Annotated in this window: 18 protein-coding genes; 2 read left to right on the top strand and 16 right to left on the bottom strand. The window is 41.0% G+C overall.

Features of this window, described 5'->3' with window-relative positions; genetic code table 11:
- Positions 1–22: 22 nt before the first annotated feature.
- The 15 genes from hslO to BMZ41_RS03095 all read right to left on the bottom strand — a co-directional run bounded on the left by hslO (position 23) and on the right by BMZ41_RS03095 (position 14,773).
- Positions 23–892, bottom strand: a complete 870-nt coding sequence (gene hslO, locus BMZ41_RS03165) for an Hsp33 family molecular chaperone HslO (RefSeq protein ID WP_090169803.1) — start codon at positions 890–892, stop codon at positions 23–25.
- Positions 892–1,635 (bottom strand): class I SAM-dependent DNA methyltransferase, encoded by a 744-nt coding sequence (locus BMZ41_RS03160; protein ID WP_090169800.1) that lies wholly within the window; start codon positions 1,633–1,635, stop codon positions 892–894. Before BMZ41_RS03160 ends, hslO begins: the two co-directional genes overlap by 1 nt.
- A gap of 3 nt (positions 1,636–1,638) precedes the next feature.
- A complete protein-coding gene (locus BMZ41_RS03155) occupies positions 1,639–2,475 on the bottom strand; it encodes a DUF6709 family protein (protein ID WP_242870696.1) in 837 nt (278 codons plus the stop codon).
- 223 nt (positions 2,476–2,698) lie between these two features.
- Positions 2,699–3,643, bottom strand: coding sequence for an alpha/beta fold hydrolase (locus BMZ41_RS03150; protein WP_090169796.1), 945 nt, complete (start codon positions 3,641–3,643; stop codon positions 2,699–2,701).
- An 82-nt stretch (positions 3,644–3,725) separates the two neighbouring features.
- On the bottom strand, positions 3,726–4,151 hold the full coding sequence (gene atpC / locus BMZ41_RS03145) for an ATP synthase F1 subunit epsilon (protein ID WP_090169793.1): 426 nt from the start codon (positions 4,149–4,151) through the stop codon (positions 3,726–3,728).
- 3 nt (positions 4,152–4,154) lie between these two features.
- Entirely contained in the window at positions 4,155–5,552 is a 1,398-nt protein-coding gene (atpD, locus tag BMZ41_RS03140) for a F0F1 ATP synthase subunit beta (RefSeq protein ID WP_028248520.1), read from the bottom strand.
- Positions 5,553–5,609: 57 nt separating this feature from the next.
- Complete coding sequence (gene atpG, locus BMZ41_RS03135; RefSeq protein WP_090526869.1) at positions 5,610–6,620, bottom strand: ATP synthase F1 subunit gamma; 1,011 nt, start codon at positions 6,618–6,620, stop codon at positions 5,610–5,612.
- 3 nt (positions 6,621–6,623) lie between these two features.
- Complete coding sequence (gene atpA, locus BMZ41_RS03130) at positions 6,624–8,633, bottom strand: F0F1 ATP synthase subunit alpha (protein WP_242942003.1); 2,010 nt, start codon at positions 8,631–8,633, stop codon at positions 6,624–6,626.
- Positions 8,634–8,635: 2 nt separating this feature from the next.
- Positions 8,636–9,118, bottom strand: coding sequence for a F0F1 ATP synthase subunit B (gene atpF, locus BMZ41_RS03125; protein WP_072918269.1), 483 nt, complete (start codon positions 9,116–9,118; stop codon positions 8,636–8,638).
- A gap of 130 nt (positions 9,119–9,248) precedes the next feature.
- On the bottom strand, positions 9,249–9,473 hold the full coding sequence (gene atpE, locus BMZ41_RS03120) for an ATP synthase F0 subunit C (protein ID WP_090169789.1): 225 nt from the start codon (positions 9,471–9,473) through the stop codon (positions 9,249–9,251).
- A 20-nt stretch (positions 9,474–9,493) separates the two neighbouring features.
- On the bottom strand, positions 9,494–10,180 hold the full coding sequence (locus tag BMZ41_RS03115; protein ID WP_090169788.1) for a F0F1 ATP synthase subunit A: 687 nt from the start codon (positions 10,178–10,180) through the stop codon (positions 9,494–9,496).
- A gap of 212 nt (positions 10,181–10,392) precedes the next feature.
- On the bottom strand, positions 10,393–11,688 hold the full coding sequence (locus BMZ41_RS03110; RefSeq protein WP_090526867.1) for an amidohydrolase family protein: 1,296 nt from the start codon (positions 11,686–11,688) through the stop codon (positions 10,393–10,395).
- The gene (locus tag BMZ41_RS03105) at positions 11,688–11,954 is read right to left on the bottom strand and encodes a kinase to dihydroxyacetone kinase (protein ID WP_072918264.1); all 267 of its coding nucleotides are present in this window, start codon (positions 11,952–11,954) and stop codon (positions 11,688–11,690) included. The genes BMZ41_RS03110 and BMZ41_RS03105 overlap by 1 nt, the downstream gene beginning before the upstream one ends.
- Positions 11,955–12,047: 93 nt before the next feature.
- Positions 12,048–14,156 (bottom strand): amylo-alpha-1,6-glucosidase, encoded by a 2,109-nt coding sequence (locus BMZ41_RS03100; RefSeq protein ID WP_090169784.1) that lies wholly within the window; start codon positions 14,154–14,156, stop codon positions 12,048–12,050.
- Positions 14,157–14,230: 74 nt separating this feature from the next.
- On the bottom strand, positions 14,231–14,773 hold the full coding sequence (locus tag BMZ41_RS03095) for a glutathione peroxidase (protein WP_090526866.1): 543 nt from the start codon (positions 14,771–14,773) through the stop codon (positions 14,231–14,233).
- Between the two features lie 193 nt (positions 14,774–14,966).
- Here BMZ41_RS03095 and BMZ41_RS03090 point away from each other — a divergent pair, with 193 nt between their 5' ends.
- Both BMZ41_RS03090 and BMZ41_RS03085 read left to right on the top strand, forming a co-directional pair.
- Positions 14,967–16,121 (top strand): D-alanyl-D-alanine carboxypeptidase family protein, encoded by a 1,155-nt coding sequence (locus BMZ41_RS03090; RefSeq protein WP_090526864.1) that lies wholly within the window; start codon positions 14,967–14,969, stop codon positions 16,119–16,121.
- Between the two features lie 118 nt (positions 16,122–16,239).
- Entirely contained in the window at positions 16,240–16,956 is a 717-nt protein-coding gene (locus tag BMZ41_RS03085; protein ID WP_177184142.1) for an N-acetylmuramoyl-L-alanine amidase family protein, read from the top strand.
- 222 nt (positions 16,957–17,178) lie between these two features.
- Here BMZ41_RS03085 and BMZ41_RS03080 read toward each other — a convergent pair whose 3' ends face one another.
- A complete protein-coding gene (locus tag BMZ41_RS03080) occupies positions 17,179–17,874 on the bottom strand; it encodes an L-ribulose-5-phosphate 4-epimerase (protein WP_090526861.1) in 696 nt (231 codons plus the stop codon).
- Position 17,875 lies beyond the last annotated feature (1 nt).

Genomic DNA, 17,875 nt, shown 5'->3' with positions numbered 1-17,875 from the left:
TCCTGCAAAACCACATATATCATTAATTTTTCCTAAAGCTCTTTAATTCATCGATAGCGAACTCATAAGCCTCATTACAGAACTGGCATCTTACCTCAACAGGCTTGCCATCCGCAATGATGTCGTCCATGTCTTCCTTACCAAGAGAAGCAAGACTCTTAATAACTCTGTCTCTTGAGCAATCGCACTTGTAGCATACCTCGTAAGTCTCCTTGAAATCGATATCAAGACCTGCAAGAACTGTCTCAAGCATCTGCTCAGGTGTCTTTCCAGATGAAAGCATATCTGTAACAGATGGAAGTGTCTGAAGGTTTTCCTCAAGCTTTGCAATAACTTCCTCAGATGTGAAAGGCATAAGCTGAATAATAAATCCACCTGCACAATTTACAGTATTGTCTTTATTCATAAGAACTCCAAGACCTACAGAGGATGGAATCTGCTCTGATACTGCGTAGTAATATGTAAGATCCTCTGCAATTTCACCTGTCTGAAGCTCTACTGTACCAACATATGGCTCCTTGAGTCCCATATCCTTGATAACTCGCATGATACCAAGATCGATAGCACCACCTACATCAAGCTTTCCGTTCTTAGGAGGTAAATCTACAACAGAAACATTAGGGAAGCCCTTAACCTCACCCTTGCTGTTTGCTGTTACTGTGATACCCTTCATTGGACCAGAACCCTGAATCTGAAGAGTGACTAAATCATCCTCTCCCTTAAGCATAACACCCATCATTGAGCCTGCTGAAAGCATACGGCCAAGGGCTGCTGTAACTATTGGAGAAGTGTTGTGGCGCTCGCGAGCCTCCTCAACTAAATCCTTGCTTGTAATTGCAAATGCACGGATGGCATCGTTTGCTGCTGTTGCTCTAACTATATAATCACTCATTATTTTGTTACCTCTCTTGCTATAAAATACAACCTGTCACTATCCTCTGCCGGTGCAGACATAGTGGCAACATCTAAAATATCTAAAAGCTCTAAACCACTTTCTTTAATGGCTGCTTTGATTTCATCAATGGAAAATGCATGCTGAAGATGCTCCTCCTCATATCTGTCGAAGGTACCTTCTTCATTCTCTTCATAAATCGTAAGGTAATATGCATTATCTCGTGTCTCAGGGTCGTAATCATTTTCCCAGATAAAGCTGCCTTCTTCACGATTCTCAGCTATGGTACTACTACCAAGCTGCTGATAAAAATGCTCAGTCTTTACATCGAAAATAAAGAGCCCCTTTGGATCCAGATAATTGTTTGCCAGCTTACATACTGTAAGCAGCTCTTCGTAATTACGAAGATAATTAATACTGTCACAGAGACTGACAACTGCGCCAACTGTACCATACAGCTCGAACTCGCGCATATCCTGACATAGATAAAGGATCCCCTCGGAATCCTCAGCTGTCATTGCCTCCATAAGCATATCATAGGAAACATCAATGCCAATCATATCGTAGCCTGCTGCCTTGAGCCTTCTGGTAATCTGACCAGTGCCACAGCCAAGGTCGCAAACTATCTCCATTGGCATATTGTATTTTTCAAATAATGTCTTTATATTTTCCGCCCATGTATCGTAAGGTACATTATCCATGTATCTGTCATATACACTGGCAAAGCTTGTATAAGCTTCCATCTTCTATACCCTCTTAGATAAAAAGCCTGATATCTTTCTAATAATTTCAAAATCGTCCTGAATCTCTTCCACCTTGAGACGATTCTCCTCAGAGAAGCCCACCAAAATATCATGATTAGCCTCTGCCAAGTAGTCCATGATACCGTCAATATCACTCTTAATATTCTTAGGGCACTTGATGTAATGACGCTTAGCCGCTGTGATATAAAGAGTGTAGGTGATTGAAAAGTGATGCCATAGGAATTTGTGCATAGTAGAATACTTATAAATCCAAATGATGGCATCAATAGGAACAATAGCCACGCCATAGCTGCTGGTCTCAATGAAGTAATGCTCAGTAATGAACATATCCTCAGTTGCTAACTGTGGAAGTGTGGCAAGCTCTTCCTCTGCCTCAGCAAGAATCTCCGCTGGACGTCCATAAGCCCTGGTCTTTTGGACAGGAACAGATAATACAGGAAAAGCTATAAAAAGACAATATATAATAATGGATATCAAACTATAAAATCCGCATACTACATAGAAAAACTCAAAGGCTTCTGACACAAATCCAGTGGCATCTGGCTCTGAAATAGTGTAGCTGGAAACAGTGGACATAATGCCATCCTCGCTCCAGTTAAGATCTCTGGCCAAATTCGAAAGAAGGGATCTTGCAGCTTCTGACTCATATAAAACCTCGCCCTTAACTGTAAGCTCTTCTATTGTAGGTGCACCCTGCTCACAGGTATCTGGATCTAACAGAACGATGACACACTCTGGACCAAGCATGGTGTAGTAATAATATCCTCTGGTTCTGTCCAGCCACTTGCTGGTGTAGCCTGTAAAATAAAGATTAGACATCTTGAATCTGCCATAAGTCTCTTTATTGTTATAGAGTTGATACAAACTGACGCTGTCAGCTGAATAATTTCGCGGAAACAGCATGTATCGCACCGGGAAAATCACAGCTAACGCCAGAAGTATAACTAAAAATATGATAGGAGCATAAAGCCTATTTTTGTAATATGATTTTATTGACCTTGTAATTAAATGCTCCAGTGAATCCATATATACTCCAAATTAATTATCTATGTGTCTCCAACCAGTGATAGATGTCCTCAAAAACCTGCTGACGATCCATCTCATGGAGGATTTCATGTCTGTCTCCCATATAGAGCTTCAAAGTAGCATCCTTAATTCCGCCCTTCTTGAAAGCCTCGAAGGCAGCTGTAGTGCCTGCGCCAAGATTTCCAACTGGATCAGAATCGCCTGAAACCACAAGTAGCGGCATACTTGAACGCATCTTTGAAACACACTCAGGAGTGGCAACATATTTAACTGCCTCAGCCAATCCCTTATAGGCATTAACTGTAAACAGGAATGTACAATATTTATCGTGGTAGTATCTCTCTACCTCTTCAACATTCTTGGTAAGCCATGAATTGCCATAATCCTTACCATAACAATCATACTTTTTATAGGGGGCACTATAACTCATATCCCTTACCAAAGTACTTCTATAATTCTTTCCTCTAAATAAAGAAATAAACTTAATAACTGCCAAGCCACCATTACATGTAGCAGCTGACTCCTGACCAGTACCCATAATAATGGCGCCACTCATAGCTTCGATATATGCAGACTTTACTGAAAGGAACTTTCTAACCATGTATGAACCCATAGAATGTCCTAAAATAAAGTATTTTAAAGATGGATAAGCTTTTCTTGTCATTGAATAGTGGGTGTAAATATCCTCCACCATATCATCTGATGGATGAACACCAGTCATAACGCCAAGCTCTTCTTCACTAGTAACAGAATGACCATGACCGATGTGATCATGACCAACAACTACATAACCCTTTTCTGCAAGAAATGTAGCAAACTCATCATATCTTTCAATATATTCAAGCATTCCATGGACAAGCTGCAATACTGCAACTGGCTCACCCTCTGGAAGCCATTTTCTACAGTGAATTACCGAATGGCCATCGGCTGAATTAAATGTATATTCCTCTTGCCTTATCATACCATTTCCTCCCAAAAAAAATGATAACTACCCATACTCCGAGTAGTTATCATTTTAAGGTATTTTTAAGGTATATTCAACGTTATATTTTGTATAGATTCTTCGCTCCAGCGCCTTTAAGTCGCGCCATAGCACGAGCCATATTGTTTGTAGAAATCTGGTAGTCGATACGACTCTGTCTCTGCTGAAGCTGTTCCTGTGCTCGCTCAAGCGCTTCCTGAGCACGGAAGGTATCAATATCCTCTGGACGCTCACATGAATATGCAACTATTACAACGGAACCATCTGGCTCAACTGTAACAAGTCCATCGGAAATAATAGCATTTCTCTTCTCGCCATCACCTGTTGTGAAGCGGATGTTACCAATCTCCACAATACCGGTAAATACCTCGTGATGATTAAGAATAGCATACTCACCATCGGAACCTGGAAATACTAATATCTCACATGGGCCGTCGTAGAAGATTCCATCACAGGCAATTATTTTAAGATTAAATAAAGATGCCATAGATTACTCCTTTGCAAGGTCTGCTGCCTTCTTCTTAACATCTTCAATTGTACCTACATTGAAGAATGCTGCCTCTGGATATTCATCCATCTCACCATTTAAGATAGCCTTAAATCCACGAACTGTCTCTTTTACAGTAACGAACTGCCCCTTTACGCCTGTGAAGTTCTCAGCAACTGAGAATGGCTGTGAAAGGAAACGCTGTACCTTACGGGCACGATATACTGTAAGCTTATCCTCGTCTGAAAGCTCTTCCATACCAAGGATGGCGATGATATCCTGAAGCTCTTTATACTTCTGAAGAATTTCCTGTACGCCACGAGCAACTGCATAGTGCTCCTCACCAACAACATCTGGCTCAAGGATACGTGATGTTGACTCAAGTGGATCAACAGCTGGATAAATACCCTGCTCAACAATCTTACGCGAAAGAACTGTTGTAGCATCCAAGTGTGAGAATGTAGTAGCTGGTGCTGGGTCAGTTAAATCGTCGGCTGGTACATAAACCGCCTGAACTGAAGTGATCGAACCGTTCTTTGTAGAAGCGATTCTCTCCTGAAGCTCACCTAAGTCGTTTGCAAGTGTAGGCTGATAACCTACAGCTGATGGCATACGGCCAAGAAGGGCTGAAACCTCAGAACCTGCCTGTACGAAACGGAAAATATTATCAATGAATAAAAGCACATCCTGATTCTTAACATCACGGAAATACTCTGCCATTGTGAGTCCTGTCTCAGCAACACGCATACGTGCTCCTGGTGGCTCGTTCATCTGACCAAAGACTAAGGCTGTCTTATCAAGAACGCCTGACTCAGCCATTTCTGTCCAAAGGTCATTACCTTCACGGGAACGCTCTCCGACACCTGTAAAGATGGAATAACCACCACTCTCTGTAGCGATGTTGTGGATAAGCTCCTGAATAAGAACGGTCTTACCTACACCGGCACCACCGAAAAGTCCGACCTTACCACCCTTAGCATAAGGAGCAAGAAGATCGATAACCTTGATACCTGTTTCAAGCATCTCAACAACAGGACTCTGATCCTCGAATGTAGGTGGCTCACGGTGAATGCTCCAATGTTCTTCATTATCAAGCTTTTCACCCTTATCAAGAGTGTCACCAAGAACATTGAATAATCGACCAAGAGTACATTCACCAACAGGAACAGTAATGCTCTCTCCTGTAGCTACTACCTCCATATCGCGGGCAAGTCCCTCAGATGGCGCAAGTAAGATACATCTTACAACACCAAGACCGATGTGCTGAGAAACCTCCATTACTCTCTTTTCGTCCCCTACCATAACGTAAAGGGCATCTCTGATGGCAGGAAGGTCATTCCCTGAAAATTCTACATCTACGACAGGTCCTGAAACCTGTACGATTTTTCCTTTTAATTTCATGTTTGTTCCTTTCCTAATGTAGAACTGCCTACAAAAAAATTTGAAAAACAAGAAGTTTTACTTTTTTGCTTTTTTCTTTTTAAGTGCCTTAGCACCACTGATTACCTCAGTAATTTCCTGGGTAATAGCAGCCTGACGCACTCTGTTGTATTCAATAGATAATTCACGAAGAATTGCCTCTGCATTATCTGTAGCTGACTGCATAGCCATCATACGGGCGTTTTCCTCACTGGCTGAACACTCTACAAGTGCTCCATAAATGAAGCCTGTAAAATTATTGTGAACCAGCTGTTCCAAAACAGCTTTAAGTGATGGGAAGAATGGCATCCATTTATCGCCACCCTTTGTTACAGCCTCGTACTCGTAACTGTTAATTGAGTGAACGTGCTTAACTCCGGATTTCATTTCCTGAGCAGCCTTACCTGTTCCCTCAATATCCTCCTCGATTTCCTTTGCCTTTTCCTTAATGAACTTGTGTGTTCTAAGAGGAAGAAGACGTTCTACACAGGTTTCCTCTGTTACAGAATTAAGCATCTTAGTGTAGACAACATCAATTCTGTCCAGCTCGCCATTGTTATACTTTTCAATCATGTACTCTGAGATAACTCTGGCTCTGTGCATGGATGGATTATTTGAAGAAAATCTAAAATTCTCATCCACATTGTAGCCGCCGTTAAGGAAGAAATTTCGTCCCACCTCACCAACAACAAACAATGTGTACTCATCCTTTTGCAAATCAGAAATTCGATCAAGGGCCATCTTAATGGCGTTATGGTTATAAGCACCAGCCATGCCCTTATCACCAGTGAAAACAATGAAGCCTCTGTGTTTTAAACACTCCTGCTCATCCTCCACACGATTATCAAAATATATATGTCTGATATCTGGGAAATGAACAAGGTTCTCTGCAAGCTCTCGCTGAACTGCATCGAAGAAAGGCTCTGTATCGGCAAGCTTCTGCTTTGCCTTTCTAAGTTTCATTGAGGACATCATGTACATGGCATTGGTAATCTTCATCGTATCCTGAATACTATTTATTCTATTCTGGATTTCTTTTGTACTTGCCATAGCTTACTCCTGATTGTTTTTAAACTCAGTAGCTGCCTCGATGATACTTTCCTTTAACTCATCTGTCATATTCTTAGTTGAATTAAGCTGATTGATAATATCGCTGTGCTCTTCATGGAAGAAAGCAAGCATATCTAATCTGAACTTCTTAATTGCCATAACATCTAAATCACTAAAAATATGTGCATTTGCGGCCACAAGAATAATAACCTGTTCTGCCATTGAGAAAGGTCTGTTAAGTGGCTGCTTTAAAAGCTCCATAAGAGCACGTCCGTGAGCAAGCTGTCTCTTTGTTGCATCATCAAGATCTGATGAGAACTGTGTGAAGACTTCCATCTCACGATACTGAGCCAAGTCGATACGAATTGAACCTGCGGCTTTCTTCATAGCCTTAGTCTGAGCTGCACCACCTACACGGGATACTGAAAGACCTACGTTAACCGCTGGTCTCTGTCCTGCGTTGAACAGCTGTGACTCAAGGAAAATCTGACCGTCAGTGATTGAGATTACGTTGGTAGGGATGTATGCTGATAAATCGCCTGCCTGTGTCTCAATAATAGGAAGGGCTGTAATAGAACCGCCACCTGCTTCAGGAATAATTCTTGCTGAACGCTCTAATAATCTTGAGTGTAAGTAGAATACATCACCTGGATATGCCTCACGTCCTGGAGAACGCTCAAGCAAAAGCGAAATAGCACGGTATGCAACTGCGTGCTTTGATAAATCATCATAAACGATAAGTACGTCCTTGCCTGAGTACATGAAATACTCTGCAAGAGCTGTACCTGCATATGGTGCGATGTACTGTAATGGAGCTGGATCTGCTGCTGTGGCACTAACGATGATAGTGTAATCCATAGCACCATGCTCCTTTAATGTGTTAACAAGCTTTGCAATAGTAGATGCCTTCTGACCGATTGCAACGTAAACGCAGACAACATCCTTGCCCTTCTGGTTGATAATAGTATCTGTGGCAATTGATGTCTTACCTGTCTGTCTATCACCGATGATAAGCTCACGCTGACCACGGCCGATTGGGAACATTGAATCAATTGAAAGAAGACCTGTCTCCATTGGCTGGCTAACTGATTTTCTATCTACGATAGATGGAGCTGGACACTCGACTGGTCTGAAACCATCTGCGTCGATTTCGCCCTTTCCATCGATAGGAGTACCAAGAGCATCTACGATTCTTCCGAGGAAGCCCTCGCCTACAGGAATACCAGCCATCTTGCCAGTACGTACTACCTTAGAGCCTTCCTTTATATCTACATCGCGATCAAAAAGGATGATACCAATTTCATCGCGGCGGATGTCCTGAACCATACCTTTGACACCACAATCAAAGATAACAATCTCACCGTAAAATGCGTGATCGATACCATTAACGTTAACAATACCGTCACCAACCCAGTTTACGATTCCGACTTCCTTATCCTTAACCTCAAAATCATCGATACTTGATCTTAAAATTGAAAGGATGTTTTCATCTACTGTACTCTTCTGAACAGCCTCATTAATTTTCTGAGAAAGCTGCTCTATACGGCTCTGCTCACTCCAGTCATACTCTCTTGAGCCAACTGTAAGAACGAAACCGCTCTTAAGTGAAGGATCTTCCTCCTTCTTAATAAGGATATCCTCACTGCCAAATTCCTTTGCAAGGAACTTTCTGATTCCTGAAAGCTGCTCATCTGTAGGTGCTGTAACATATCTAAGTGTTGCATACTCAATCTTCTCGCCCTGATTCTCAAGGAAAGCCTGATAGTCTGCAACGATTTCACCAAATGAGTCAAAATCACCATTATCACAAAGTAGTTTCATAAAATCTCTAATTTCACGTGGAAAGATTTTATCAACTATCATGTGCTTTTTAGTGTCAGGCACAGTAGGATCCGCGAGTTCCTCACCGATTGCTGGTATCATCTCAATGATAGACGCAGCATTCTGCAGATGAGATCCCGCATTTTTGATACTATGTAAATCACTAATGTAATTAAAAGACTTATCTGTCACTGTTATTCACCTGCTTTATCAATAAAATCATCAAACAGCTGGCTGTCAATATCAGCCCCTGTTCTTCCTCCGATAACCTTTGCTGTAGCTTCTACAACCATATCAGCAATTTCTTTCTTTGCGCTAGAAATAATCTTATTCTTCTCGATTGTAGCCTCAGCAATAGCATTCTCCTGGATAGTCTTTGCATCTTCCTGAGCCTCTGCAATAATCTTCTGATAATGATTATCAGCATTCTTTCTTGCTTCAAGAATAATCTGCTTCTTCTCAGATTCAACATTAGCAAGCTTATCCTCGTACTGCTTTGCGTACTCTTCTGCCTGTCGGTTTGTCTCTTCTGCTTTGTCGTAGATTTCCTTAGCTTCTTCCTGACGCTTCTCGATGATGTTGTCGATTGGCTTGAAGAAGAATTTCTTGAAAGCAAGACAAAGAATCAAAAGATTCACAACAGTCCAGAGTATATTCCAAAATGAAACGTTAATCATTTTTATATCCTCTTAAATTTTTTATTTATCTACATTTTTTCAAGGAAGAACTGCCATTTATAATTGCTTTCAGCAATGGGCAGTTCTGGATATCAAGGAATCTTCCCTAAAGGGCCCCTCCTTGATACATTTACTGAAGCATAACAATAATCATAAGTGCGATAACGAAACCGTAAATAGCTGTTGCCTCTGCAAGGGCACAACCTAAGATAAGGTTCTTCTGAATCTTGCTCTCTGCCTCTGGCTGACGTGCGATACCTTCGCAAGCCTTACCTGTTGCGATACCGATACCGATACCTGCTCCAAGACCTGTTACAACTGCGATACCTGCTCCAATTGCGATAATTGTGTTCATAAATTTTTCCTCCTAGAAGTTTATTCTACTGCCTCTTTAATATATAACGATGTTAAGAATACAAAGACATATGCCTGAAGCAATCCGTCAAACAAATCAAAATATACGCTGAAGATTGCTGGAATAACTGGTGGGCATACAATCTTAAGTAATTCCATGATTACGAATGCACCAAGTACATTTCCGAAAAGTCGCATGCACAATGACAATGGTCTTGTGAATACATCAAGAATATTGAATGGCGTTACGATGGCAACCGGCTCTGTAAAATTATGGAGCCACTTTCGAACCCCGTGCTGGTAAATACCTGCACCTTCAACAAGAATGATACTCATAAGTGCCAATGCTAATGTTACGTTTAAGTCCTTAGTTGGTGACTTAAATCCAATCAATCCAATTATATTTGATAAACCAATGTATAAAAGGACTGTGGAAAGATAGACCGTGTACTGCTTTGCTTCCTCGCCTAGCATTCCACCTACGATGCTGTGTAGCTTTTCGTAGATAAACTCAGCGAAAGCCTGTTTCTTGCTTATGTTTTGTGTCTTTAATCCGGCCGTTAAGAATATGGCTAGCGGAATAAGAATGCCCATTACAATCCAAGTAACTACTACTGACTCCATAACCGGAATTTCATAGCTGCCTATGTGGAGGGTAAAAACGGCTTCACAATTTAGCTCTTCAATAAGCTCTTCTGCTAAATTCAAGAAAACACCTCCTTATCTTATTCATATGTCCTCTATTTTAGACTTTTTAGACAAAAATATAAGATACAAATTATGGATATTGTATAACTCACCACTCTATAGTTCTACATTAATGGATTATAGAAGAAGTTTTTGTTAGAACTGTGTTTTATCTGTTATCTTTTTAATTTAAGCAAACAAAAAACAGAGCAGCTTTCACCGCTCTGTTTTCATTACTCTGTTCTTGTATAGACCTTACGTCCTTTAACAAATTTATCTTTTATAACTGCGTCTGCATCGTTATAACACATTCTCTCAATGCGCTCACGAATAGACATATCTCGCATAGAATACATCTTACTGTCATCAATAACCACTGCGTCAAAATCATAGCCTGGTTTGAAAGAACCAACCTTACCAAAATAGCTTCCGCCACCTTCTGTTGCAATATAGAATACCTCTTCAAAAGTAAGTGGCTTAACGTTCTGATCAACAAGACGATAGTACATCTTTGATGCCTGAAGGGTAATAAGCATTGTCTTTACCATGTTCATAGATGAACCTGCTGCCACGTCTGTAGCAAGACCAATGTTAATACCTGCATCCAGGAACTTTCTGACAGGTGCAATACCTGATGTAAGATTCATATTAGAATCTGCACAGTGAGCAATGTAAGCTCCATGCTTCTTGAGAATCTCCATTTCCTTTTCATCCGAATGAACACAGTGTGCCATGATTGTAGGACATTCTGGAGTACCCATTGTATCAAAAAGCTCGTAGGCATTTGCATAACAGCTTGCTGATGGAACCAGTTCTTTAACCCATGCTATCTCAGAAAGATTTTCTGAAAGATGTGACTGAATACGAAGTCCGGTCTCTCTTGAAATATCTCCCAATCCCTGCATAAGCTCATTAGAGCATGATGGGATAAATCTAGGTGTAAGAATTGGATTCGTATTTACGTATCTGCCCTTGCACTTTTCAAGCCATTCAACTGTAGCCTGAAGTGATGCCTCAGCACTCTCTTCCTGTAGATTCTCTCCACCGTTTCTATCCATGTTTACCTTACCAACATATGTGATAAGACCTGTCTCCTCAAGCTGATCCATCAGCTCAAGAGTAGCTTCGTTGTGAAGTGTTCCAAAAACTACTGCACGTGTAGAGAAGCAACGGCGTAAATCCTCAGTAAAATACTTGTAAGCGCGGCGCGCATACTCCAAATCAGCATACTTTGCTTCTTCTGGGAAAGTGTATGTAGAAAGCCACTCTAAAAGCTCTTCATCCATACCGATTCCACGAAATGTATACTGAGGCGCATGAACATGAAGATCTGTCATGCCTGGAATGATAAGTCTCTCGCCGTAATCATAAAGTGGAAGGCCTTTGTATTCCTCAGGCAAGGTAGGGAACGCACCCACGCAAACGCCATCTACACAGACAATATATCCTCTATAATATGTAGTTATGCTTTTTTTACTTTCAGGAAAGGCAATGCCTCCCCTAAGTACAAAACTGCTATTATCTCTCATTAGCCCTGAAGACCTCTTGCCTGTCTATCCATATCCTCAACTACGATATCATAAATCTCGCCAAGGCTACGGCAATACTCTAATACCTTCCATGGCTCGTTTGTGTGATAGTGAATCTTAATAAGCTCCTCATCACCTACTGCAAGAAGGCAATCCCCCTTGAAGTTCTCTGTAATATAATCGTTGATTGCATCCTCATCAAGGTCCTCACCTTCGATAAGAAGCTGTGTATCATATCTAAATTCAATTGACTGCTCTGGTAACATATTTTTGTCCTCCAAAATTAATTATTTAAACAGGTATAATTTACCATAAGTTTTATAAAAAAGGTAGTAAGTTAATTCTAACCATTTCCATAATTATTCAGATTTTAGCAACGCATAGGCTCTGAGCACCTCGCCTACAGACCATGCCTGGGCATAGCAGCCACGGCCATAGTGTGGCTCGTCCCCATCAAAAATCTCACAGATGGAACCGATGCAGTTCTTAACAAGGTGCTGCTCTACTGGCTCAAAGAAAGCTTTTGCCTCCTCGATAGACTGAGGGCTTCCGCCACCAACCTTTAAGTAGCTTTCGATGAATGCACCAAGTAAAAATCCCCAAGCTGTTCCCTGATGATATGCATGGTCACGCTTTTCAAGTGCCCCCTTATAAATACCAACATATTGTGGGTCATCCACATCAAGTGAACGAAGTCCCACTCCAACATAAAGTCTGTCCTTAACCACACGCACAACTGACTTTTCCTTTTCAGGATCAAGCATTGTAAATGGAAGGCTGACTGCAAAAATCTGATTTGGTCGAAGGCTGACATCCTTGAAATCATCGCTTACTACATCATAAAGATAACCGCCCTCTTCATACCAGAATTCCTCATTAAAGGCTTCCTTTACCCACATAGCAAGCTGACTGCAGCCGCCTGCGTAAGCAAGATAATTTTCTGGCTTGTTGTGAGTTCTCCTTGCAATGCCGCGAGAAATCTCTTCCATGGTCATCAGCGCATTATACCAAAGTGCGTTAATCTCAACTGGCTTGCCGTGACGTGGTGTAACAACCTCATCATTGATACGCACATCCATCCATGTAACCTGATCAAGACCAGATCCTGCACGCATAAGAGCATCGTCATCCATTCCGATTGAGAACAAGGTTCCCTTTCGATAAGCTCCCATGATTTCCTGAAGTCCAGGGTATATCTCAGTCTCCACGAACTTCCATGCTTCATCCGTATCTACGTATTTCAGATAATTGTATACTGCATAGAAATACCAAAGGGACGCATCTGCTGTATTGTAAAGTGGTTCCTTTCCGTCATCAGGGAACATATTTGGAACCAAGCCATTTTTTATATACTTTGAAAAAGAAAGGAGAATTGATTTAGCATCGTCAAATCTTCCTGTTTCAAGACAAAGACCTGTGAAAGCAATCATAGTATCGCGGCCCCAATCTGTAAACCATGGATAGCCTGCCATGATAGTCTTTTCACCTGTAGAGCGTCTATCCACAATAAACTGATCAGCGGCAACTGTAAGAAGCTGTGCAAGCTCATCCTCCTCTGTGAATTCTGCCTTTTCGATTAATTCGGCAACTCTCTTTTTAGCTTTCTCTATCTCAACAAAGGCTGTGTCCTTTTCTATAGCAGGAAGCTTCTCGAAAGCACCTTTCTTTTTACCAACATTTTCACGAACATCTACAGTACATACGAAGGAACATTTTGATACTCCTCCTTCTTCAACTTCCATAACGAAATCGTATGGCTTCAGGTGACAATCCAGACCATCTGCTTCGTTATCCAACTCAAATTGAAGCTCCATATTTTCATCGTAGATGTTGTTACGCTTAACCATCTCGCAGCCTGCGCTGATAAGAGAAATACGCACGTTTGAATGCCCAACCGGCTTGTAGAAGAAGCCAATATTTCCACTAGCTTCATCCCTAACCTCCTGGAATACTTCCTCTGGAAGCTCCCATCGTAAATCATCAACAGTCATGTGCTGGCCATGCTCTCTAAAATTCATAAGTGGAGTGATGACTACTCCTGCAGCTGGCCCATTGTTTTCTAACGTATATGCGATAACACACTGATTCTTACCGTAAACCAATGAGATAGTCTTGGTAAGACGCATGCCGCCTGCCTCATAAACATAAGTGATGGTGCCATCATATTTGAAATACTTCAGATGCATATTTCCCTGGTTGAACTCACTGGTATATGGGCCTTTGTGCTGAGCAGTAGTCAAATCATAGATTCTGCTGCCGCAAACAAGCCTTTCATTAGTCTTAGAAAATACCAAGTATCTATCCACTGGTGGACGAAGGCTAGCAATCAAATAGCCCTGATGGGTACGCATGTGCGCACCGATAATGGTGCTTCCAGCATAGCCACCAAGGCCATTTGTCAAAAGCCACTCCTTGTCCAGATTAGCTTTATAATTATTTAACTTGTCAAAAACGTATTCAAAACTCATTACAATTCTCCATTTCGTCATAATCCCCAACGAATTAATTGTAACGATTTTGCCCCAAAAAGACTACCCCTATATTAAATAAGAGAAGCGACACATTCTTCAACTTTTTTCATGTCAGCTGTTGGCTCAAAACGAGCGACTACATTACCCTGACGGTCAACGATAAACTTTGTAAAGTTCCACTTGATTTCTGGGTTATTCTTATAATCCTTGTCAATCTTCTTAAGCATCACACCCATAGCAAGTGCTGCAGGTCCCTTTCCGAAGCCTTCAAAGCCCTTCTGAGACTTAAGATACTTGAATAACTCATTAGCATTCTCGCCATTAACGTCTGCCTTCTTCATCTGTGGGAACTGAGTATTGTAATTAAGCTGGCAGAACTCATGAATCTCCTCATCATTTCCAGGTGTCTGTCCTGCAAACTGGTTACAAGGTACATCTATTACCTCGAAGCCTTTCTCATGATACAACTCATAGATACGCTCAATATCCTTGTAGTGAGGTGTGAAGCCACAGCCTGTAGCTGTATTAACTACCATAACAACCTTGCCCTCAAATTCCTTCATTGAAAGCATCTCGCCATTTGTCTGCTCAACTGATAAATCATAGAATCCCATCTTTATAATCCTCCATTTCCTTTTGATTATATTTTTGTTTTGAATTTAATTGTGCGCAATCGATTTATGTTTTAGATTGTACGCAATTCAATTTTGTTTGTCAACATCTTTTTTGTGAATTTTTATCGATTGAGCTCTAATATCCACTTCTGCTAAAATAATTATAGTATATTTACATTGGGGAGGGTGATTAATGAGAAAGTCTTTTTATTCTGCGAGGATTGTCTTAAATCTTCTATTATCAGTATTTGTTATCACACTTTTGATGGGGTTCATTCCTGAAAATTCAATTTATGCAAGAGCAGCATCCTACACTATTTCAGAGGCAAATGGCACACTTTTGTCCTGTAATGGTACAGAAGTATTTGCTGACGCAGATCCATCAACATATGTAACTACATTAACAGCCAACAAGCCTGTACTAGTAACAGGATTAACCAGCAACGGTTACTGGCGTGTCGATATAGGTGGCTCACCTTTTTTTATTTCACAACAGGCTCTTTCAATGCAGCCTAATACTACAGCTTATAAGCTTACATCCATGGATGCAAAAGCCGCTTTGGTCATGAACCTTAGCAACGGTAAGCCACTCTACTCTCAGGGAGCCACTGACAGATTAGAGCCAGCCAGCACCACAAAGATGATGACTGCTTTGCTTACAATAGAAGCTATTGAAGCAGGACAAATTTCTCTGGATACGCCTGTAATGGTCTCAGCTACTTCCGTTGCAGGGATGCCAAGAGATGCAAGCCATGTATCTCCACGTATTCAGGCTGGGGAAGTATTTAATGTAGATCAACTTCTTACCGCAATGATGGTAAGCTCAGACTGCCATTCTTGTAATGTGCTGGCAGAATTAATCGCTGGCTCCGTTCCAAACTTTGTGGCTATGATGAATACAAGGGCAGCTCAGCTAGGCTGTGTTGATACAAATTTCACTAATCCTTCAGGTTATCCTGACAAAAGCATGTACACCAATGCATACAGCTTATATTTAATTGCAGCAAATGGTATTCAGCATCCTTTATTTAATAAGTACTTTAATGTTACTACTGCTGTACTGCCAGCCACTAATCTATGTCCTACACCAAGATTGCTTGAAAATACAGATTCAATAATCAATCCTGCCAGCGGCTATTACAATCCATATGTAATTGGTGGAAAGACTGGTACTGCAAACCGAGCTGGTCAATGTCTGGTATGTGTGGCACAGCAGAATGAAAAATCGGTTATTTCTGTAGTATTAGGGGCTAAAAATCGAACTATGTTTGATGGAAATACAATATCCATGCGCTACTACGAAACTAACAGATTGATAAATATGGGCTTCCAAAACTATTATTTATGAAAACCTTAGAAACTTAATCGTTTAACATGTTTTTTAATGGAAAAATAACATACATTTTTCACAGTAAAAGCCGATAATATATTTAGGTTCAGAATTTTGTATGAAGGGAGTGTTTTCCATGGTTAAAAATCTCAAAAAATTCAACTCAATAGCTTTGGTAATTCTCCTATTTGCCGCATTTAGTCTTTCCACTATTAATGTACATGCGAAACAGCGTGTTATCGTAATAGACCCTGGTTGTCAGGCTATTGAAAATAACCAAAAAGAATCAATCGGACCAGGAGCTTGGAAGCGTGTTTCCGAGGACATGATTGGTGCAAAAGGTACTGTTTCCGAAAACAATGAGTATGATATCAATCTTCGTATCGCCTTAAAGGTTAATGAACTACTTGGAGACAACTACAAGGTAGAGCTTACTCGCACTTCAAATGATGTGGATATGTCAAACTCAGACAGAGCCATGATTGCTAATGCACTTAAAGCAAACCTTTACATCAGTATTCATGCCAGCTCACCTAAGGACGATACCAGCGGTATTACAGTAATTTGCCAGACAGAGGATAATCCTTATGGCATTACTAATTACAGAAACAGCAGATTGCTTGCAGATACGTTACTTGGAAGCCTTGCTGATAAAACTGGTGCCAAGAACTATCAGGTTGTAGAATCTGATAAGCTAATGGGAATCAATTGGTGCTCCGTTCCAAATGCTGTTGTAAATGTTGGCAATATGAACAATCCTGAGGACGATGAAAATCTTTCCCAGGAAGAATATCAGCAGAAGGTTGCTGAAGGAATCGTGGCCGGAATTGATAGTTATTTTTCTCAGAAATAAATCTTAATGAAGTTACAGGAGGTGGCTTATCAGCCATCTCCTTTTTATTGCCAACATACGAAAAAGCCACCCGCTACCCCGTTCGGTAACGAATGGCTTAATCTATTATTAGTGATACCATTATATAACTTCACTTATTTCTAATTGTGAAGAAACTGAGTAAAAAATAAGAACTTTCTCTTAATTATTCATCAAGTTACGCTCTCAAGCCTGAGATTATCACTAATTTTGTCCGTAGTATGCGTTTGCTCCGTGTTTACGGTTGAAATGTTTGTCGCGGATGCAATCTGGAGCTGGCTGAACTCGTGAATTTACCTGCTCTGTGAAGAGTGCCATCTTGGCAACCTCCTCAAGTACTACTGCATTGTATACAGCCTGATCTGCATCCTTCCCCCATGTAAATGGGCCGTGGTTCTTGCAGATAACACCTGGTACATACTTTGGATTGATGCCCCTCTCCTGGAAAGTCTCGATAATAACCTTGCCAGTGTTAACTTCATAGGCTTCATTAATTTCCTTTTCTGTAAGGTTTCTTGTACATGGAATGGTTCCACAGAAATAATCTGCATGTGTGGTACCGTAAAGAGGAATATCTCTGCCAGCCTGAGCCCATGCTACTGCATAGGTAGAATGAGTGTGAACAACGCCACCGATATTCTCATACTTCTTATAAAGCTCGCAGTGAGTAGCTGTATCTGAGCTAGGACGATACTTTCCTTCAACAACCTCACCATCAAGATTAACAAGCACCATATCCTCTGGCTTTAAATCTTCGTACTCAACGCCTGATGGCTTGATTGCAAAGATTCCAGACTCTCTGTCGATACCAGAAACATTTCCCCAGGTATAAGTAACAAGGCCGCGCTTCGGAAGCTCCATGTTAGCCTCGTAAACCTGTTTCTTTAATTCTTCTAACATA

Source organism: Pseudobutyrivibrio sp. UC1225 (assembly GCF_900115215.1).
GTDB lineage: Bacteria > Bacillota > Clostridia > Lachnospirales > Lachnospiraceae > Pseudobutyrivibrio.
The sequence above is the reverse complement of the archived record's forward strand: the minus strand, read 5'-3'. Positions and strand labels throughout refer to the sequence as shown.

Coding starts and splice junctions, on each gene's coding strand:
- atpD (WP_028248520.1), bottom strand. CDS start 5,552: ATGAAATTAAAAGGAAAAATCGTACAGGTTTCAGGACCTGTCGTAGAT.
- atpC (WP_090169793.1), bottom strand. CDS start 4,151: ATGGCATCTTTATTTAATCTTAAAATAATTGCCTGTGATGGAATCTTC.
- BMZ41_RS03160 (WP_090169800.1), bottom strand. CDS start 1,635: ATGGAAGCTTATACAAGCTTTGCCAGTGTATATGACAGATACATGGAT.
- atpF (WP_072918269.1), bottom strand. CDS start 9,118: ATGATTAACGTTTCATTTTGGAATATACTCTGGACTGTTGTGAATCTT.
- atpG (WP_090526869.1), bottom strand. CDS start 6,620: ATGGCAAGTACAAAAGAAATCCAGAATAGAATAAATAGTATTCAGGAT.
- BMZ41_RS03155 (WP_242870696.1), bottom strand. CDS start 2,475: ATGTCTAATCTTTATTTTACAGGCTACACCAGCAAGTGGCTGGACAGA.
- BMZ41_RS03080 (WP_090526861.1), bottom strand. CDS start 17,874: ATGTTAGAAGAATTAAAGAAACAGGTTTACGAGGCTAACATGGAGCTT.
- BMZ41_RS03110 (WP_090526867.1), bottom strand. CDS start 11,688: ATGAGAGATAATAGCAGTTTTGTACTTAGGGGAGGCATTGCCTTTCCT.
- BMZ41_RS03095 (WP_090526866.1), bottom strand. CDS start 14,773: ATGGGATTCTATGATTTATCAGTTGAGCAGACAAATGGCGAGATGCTT.
- atpE (WP_090169789.1), bottom strand. CDS start 9,473: ATGAACACAATTATCGCAATTGGAGCAGGTATCGCAGTTGTAACAGGT.
- BMZ41_RS03105 (WP_072918264.1), bottom strand. CDS start 11,954: ATGTTACCAGAGCAGTCAATTGAATTTAGATATGATACACAGCTTCTT.
- BMZ41_RS03150 (WP_090169796.1), bottom strand. CDS start 3,643: ATGATAAGGCAAGAGGAATATACATTTAATTCAGCCGATGGCCATTCG.
- BMZ41_RS03100 (WP_090169784.1), bottom strand. CDS start 14,156: ATGAGTTTTGAATACGTTTTTGACAAGTTAAATAATTATAAAGCTAAT.
- hslO (WP_090169803.1), bottom strand. CDS start 892: ATGAGTGATTATATAGTTAGAGCAACAGCAGCAAACGATGCCATCCGT.
- BMZ41_RS03090 (WP_090526864.1), top strand. CDS start 14,967: ATGAGAAAGTCTTTTTATTCTGCGAGGATTGTCTTAAATCTTCTATTA.
- BMZ41_RS03085 (WP_177184142.1), top strand. CDS start 16,240: ATGGTTAAAAATCTCAAAAAATTCAACTCAATAGCTTTGGTAATTCTC.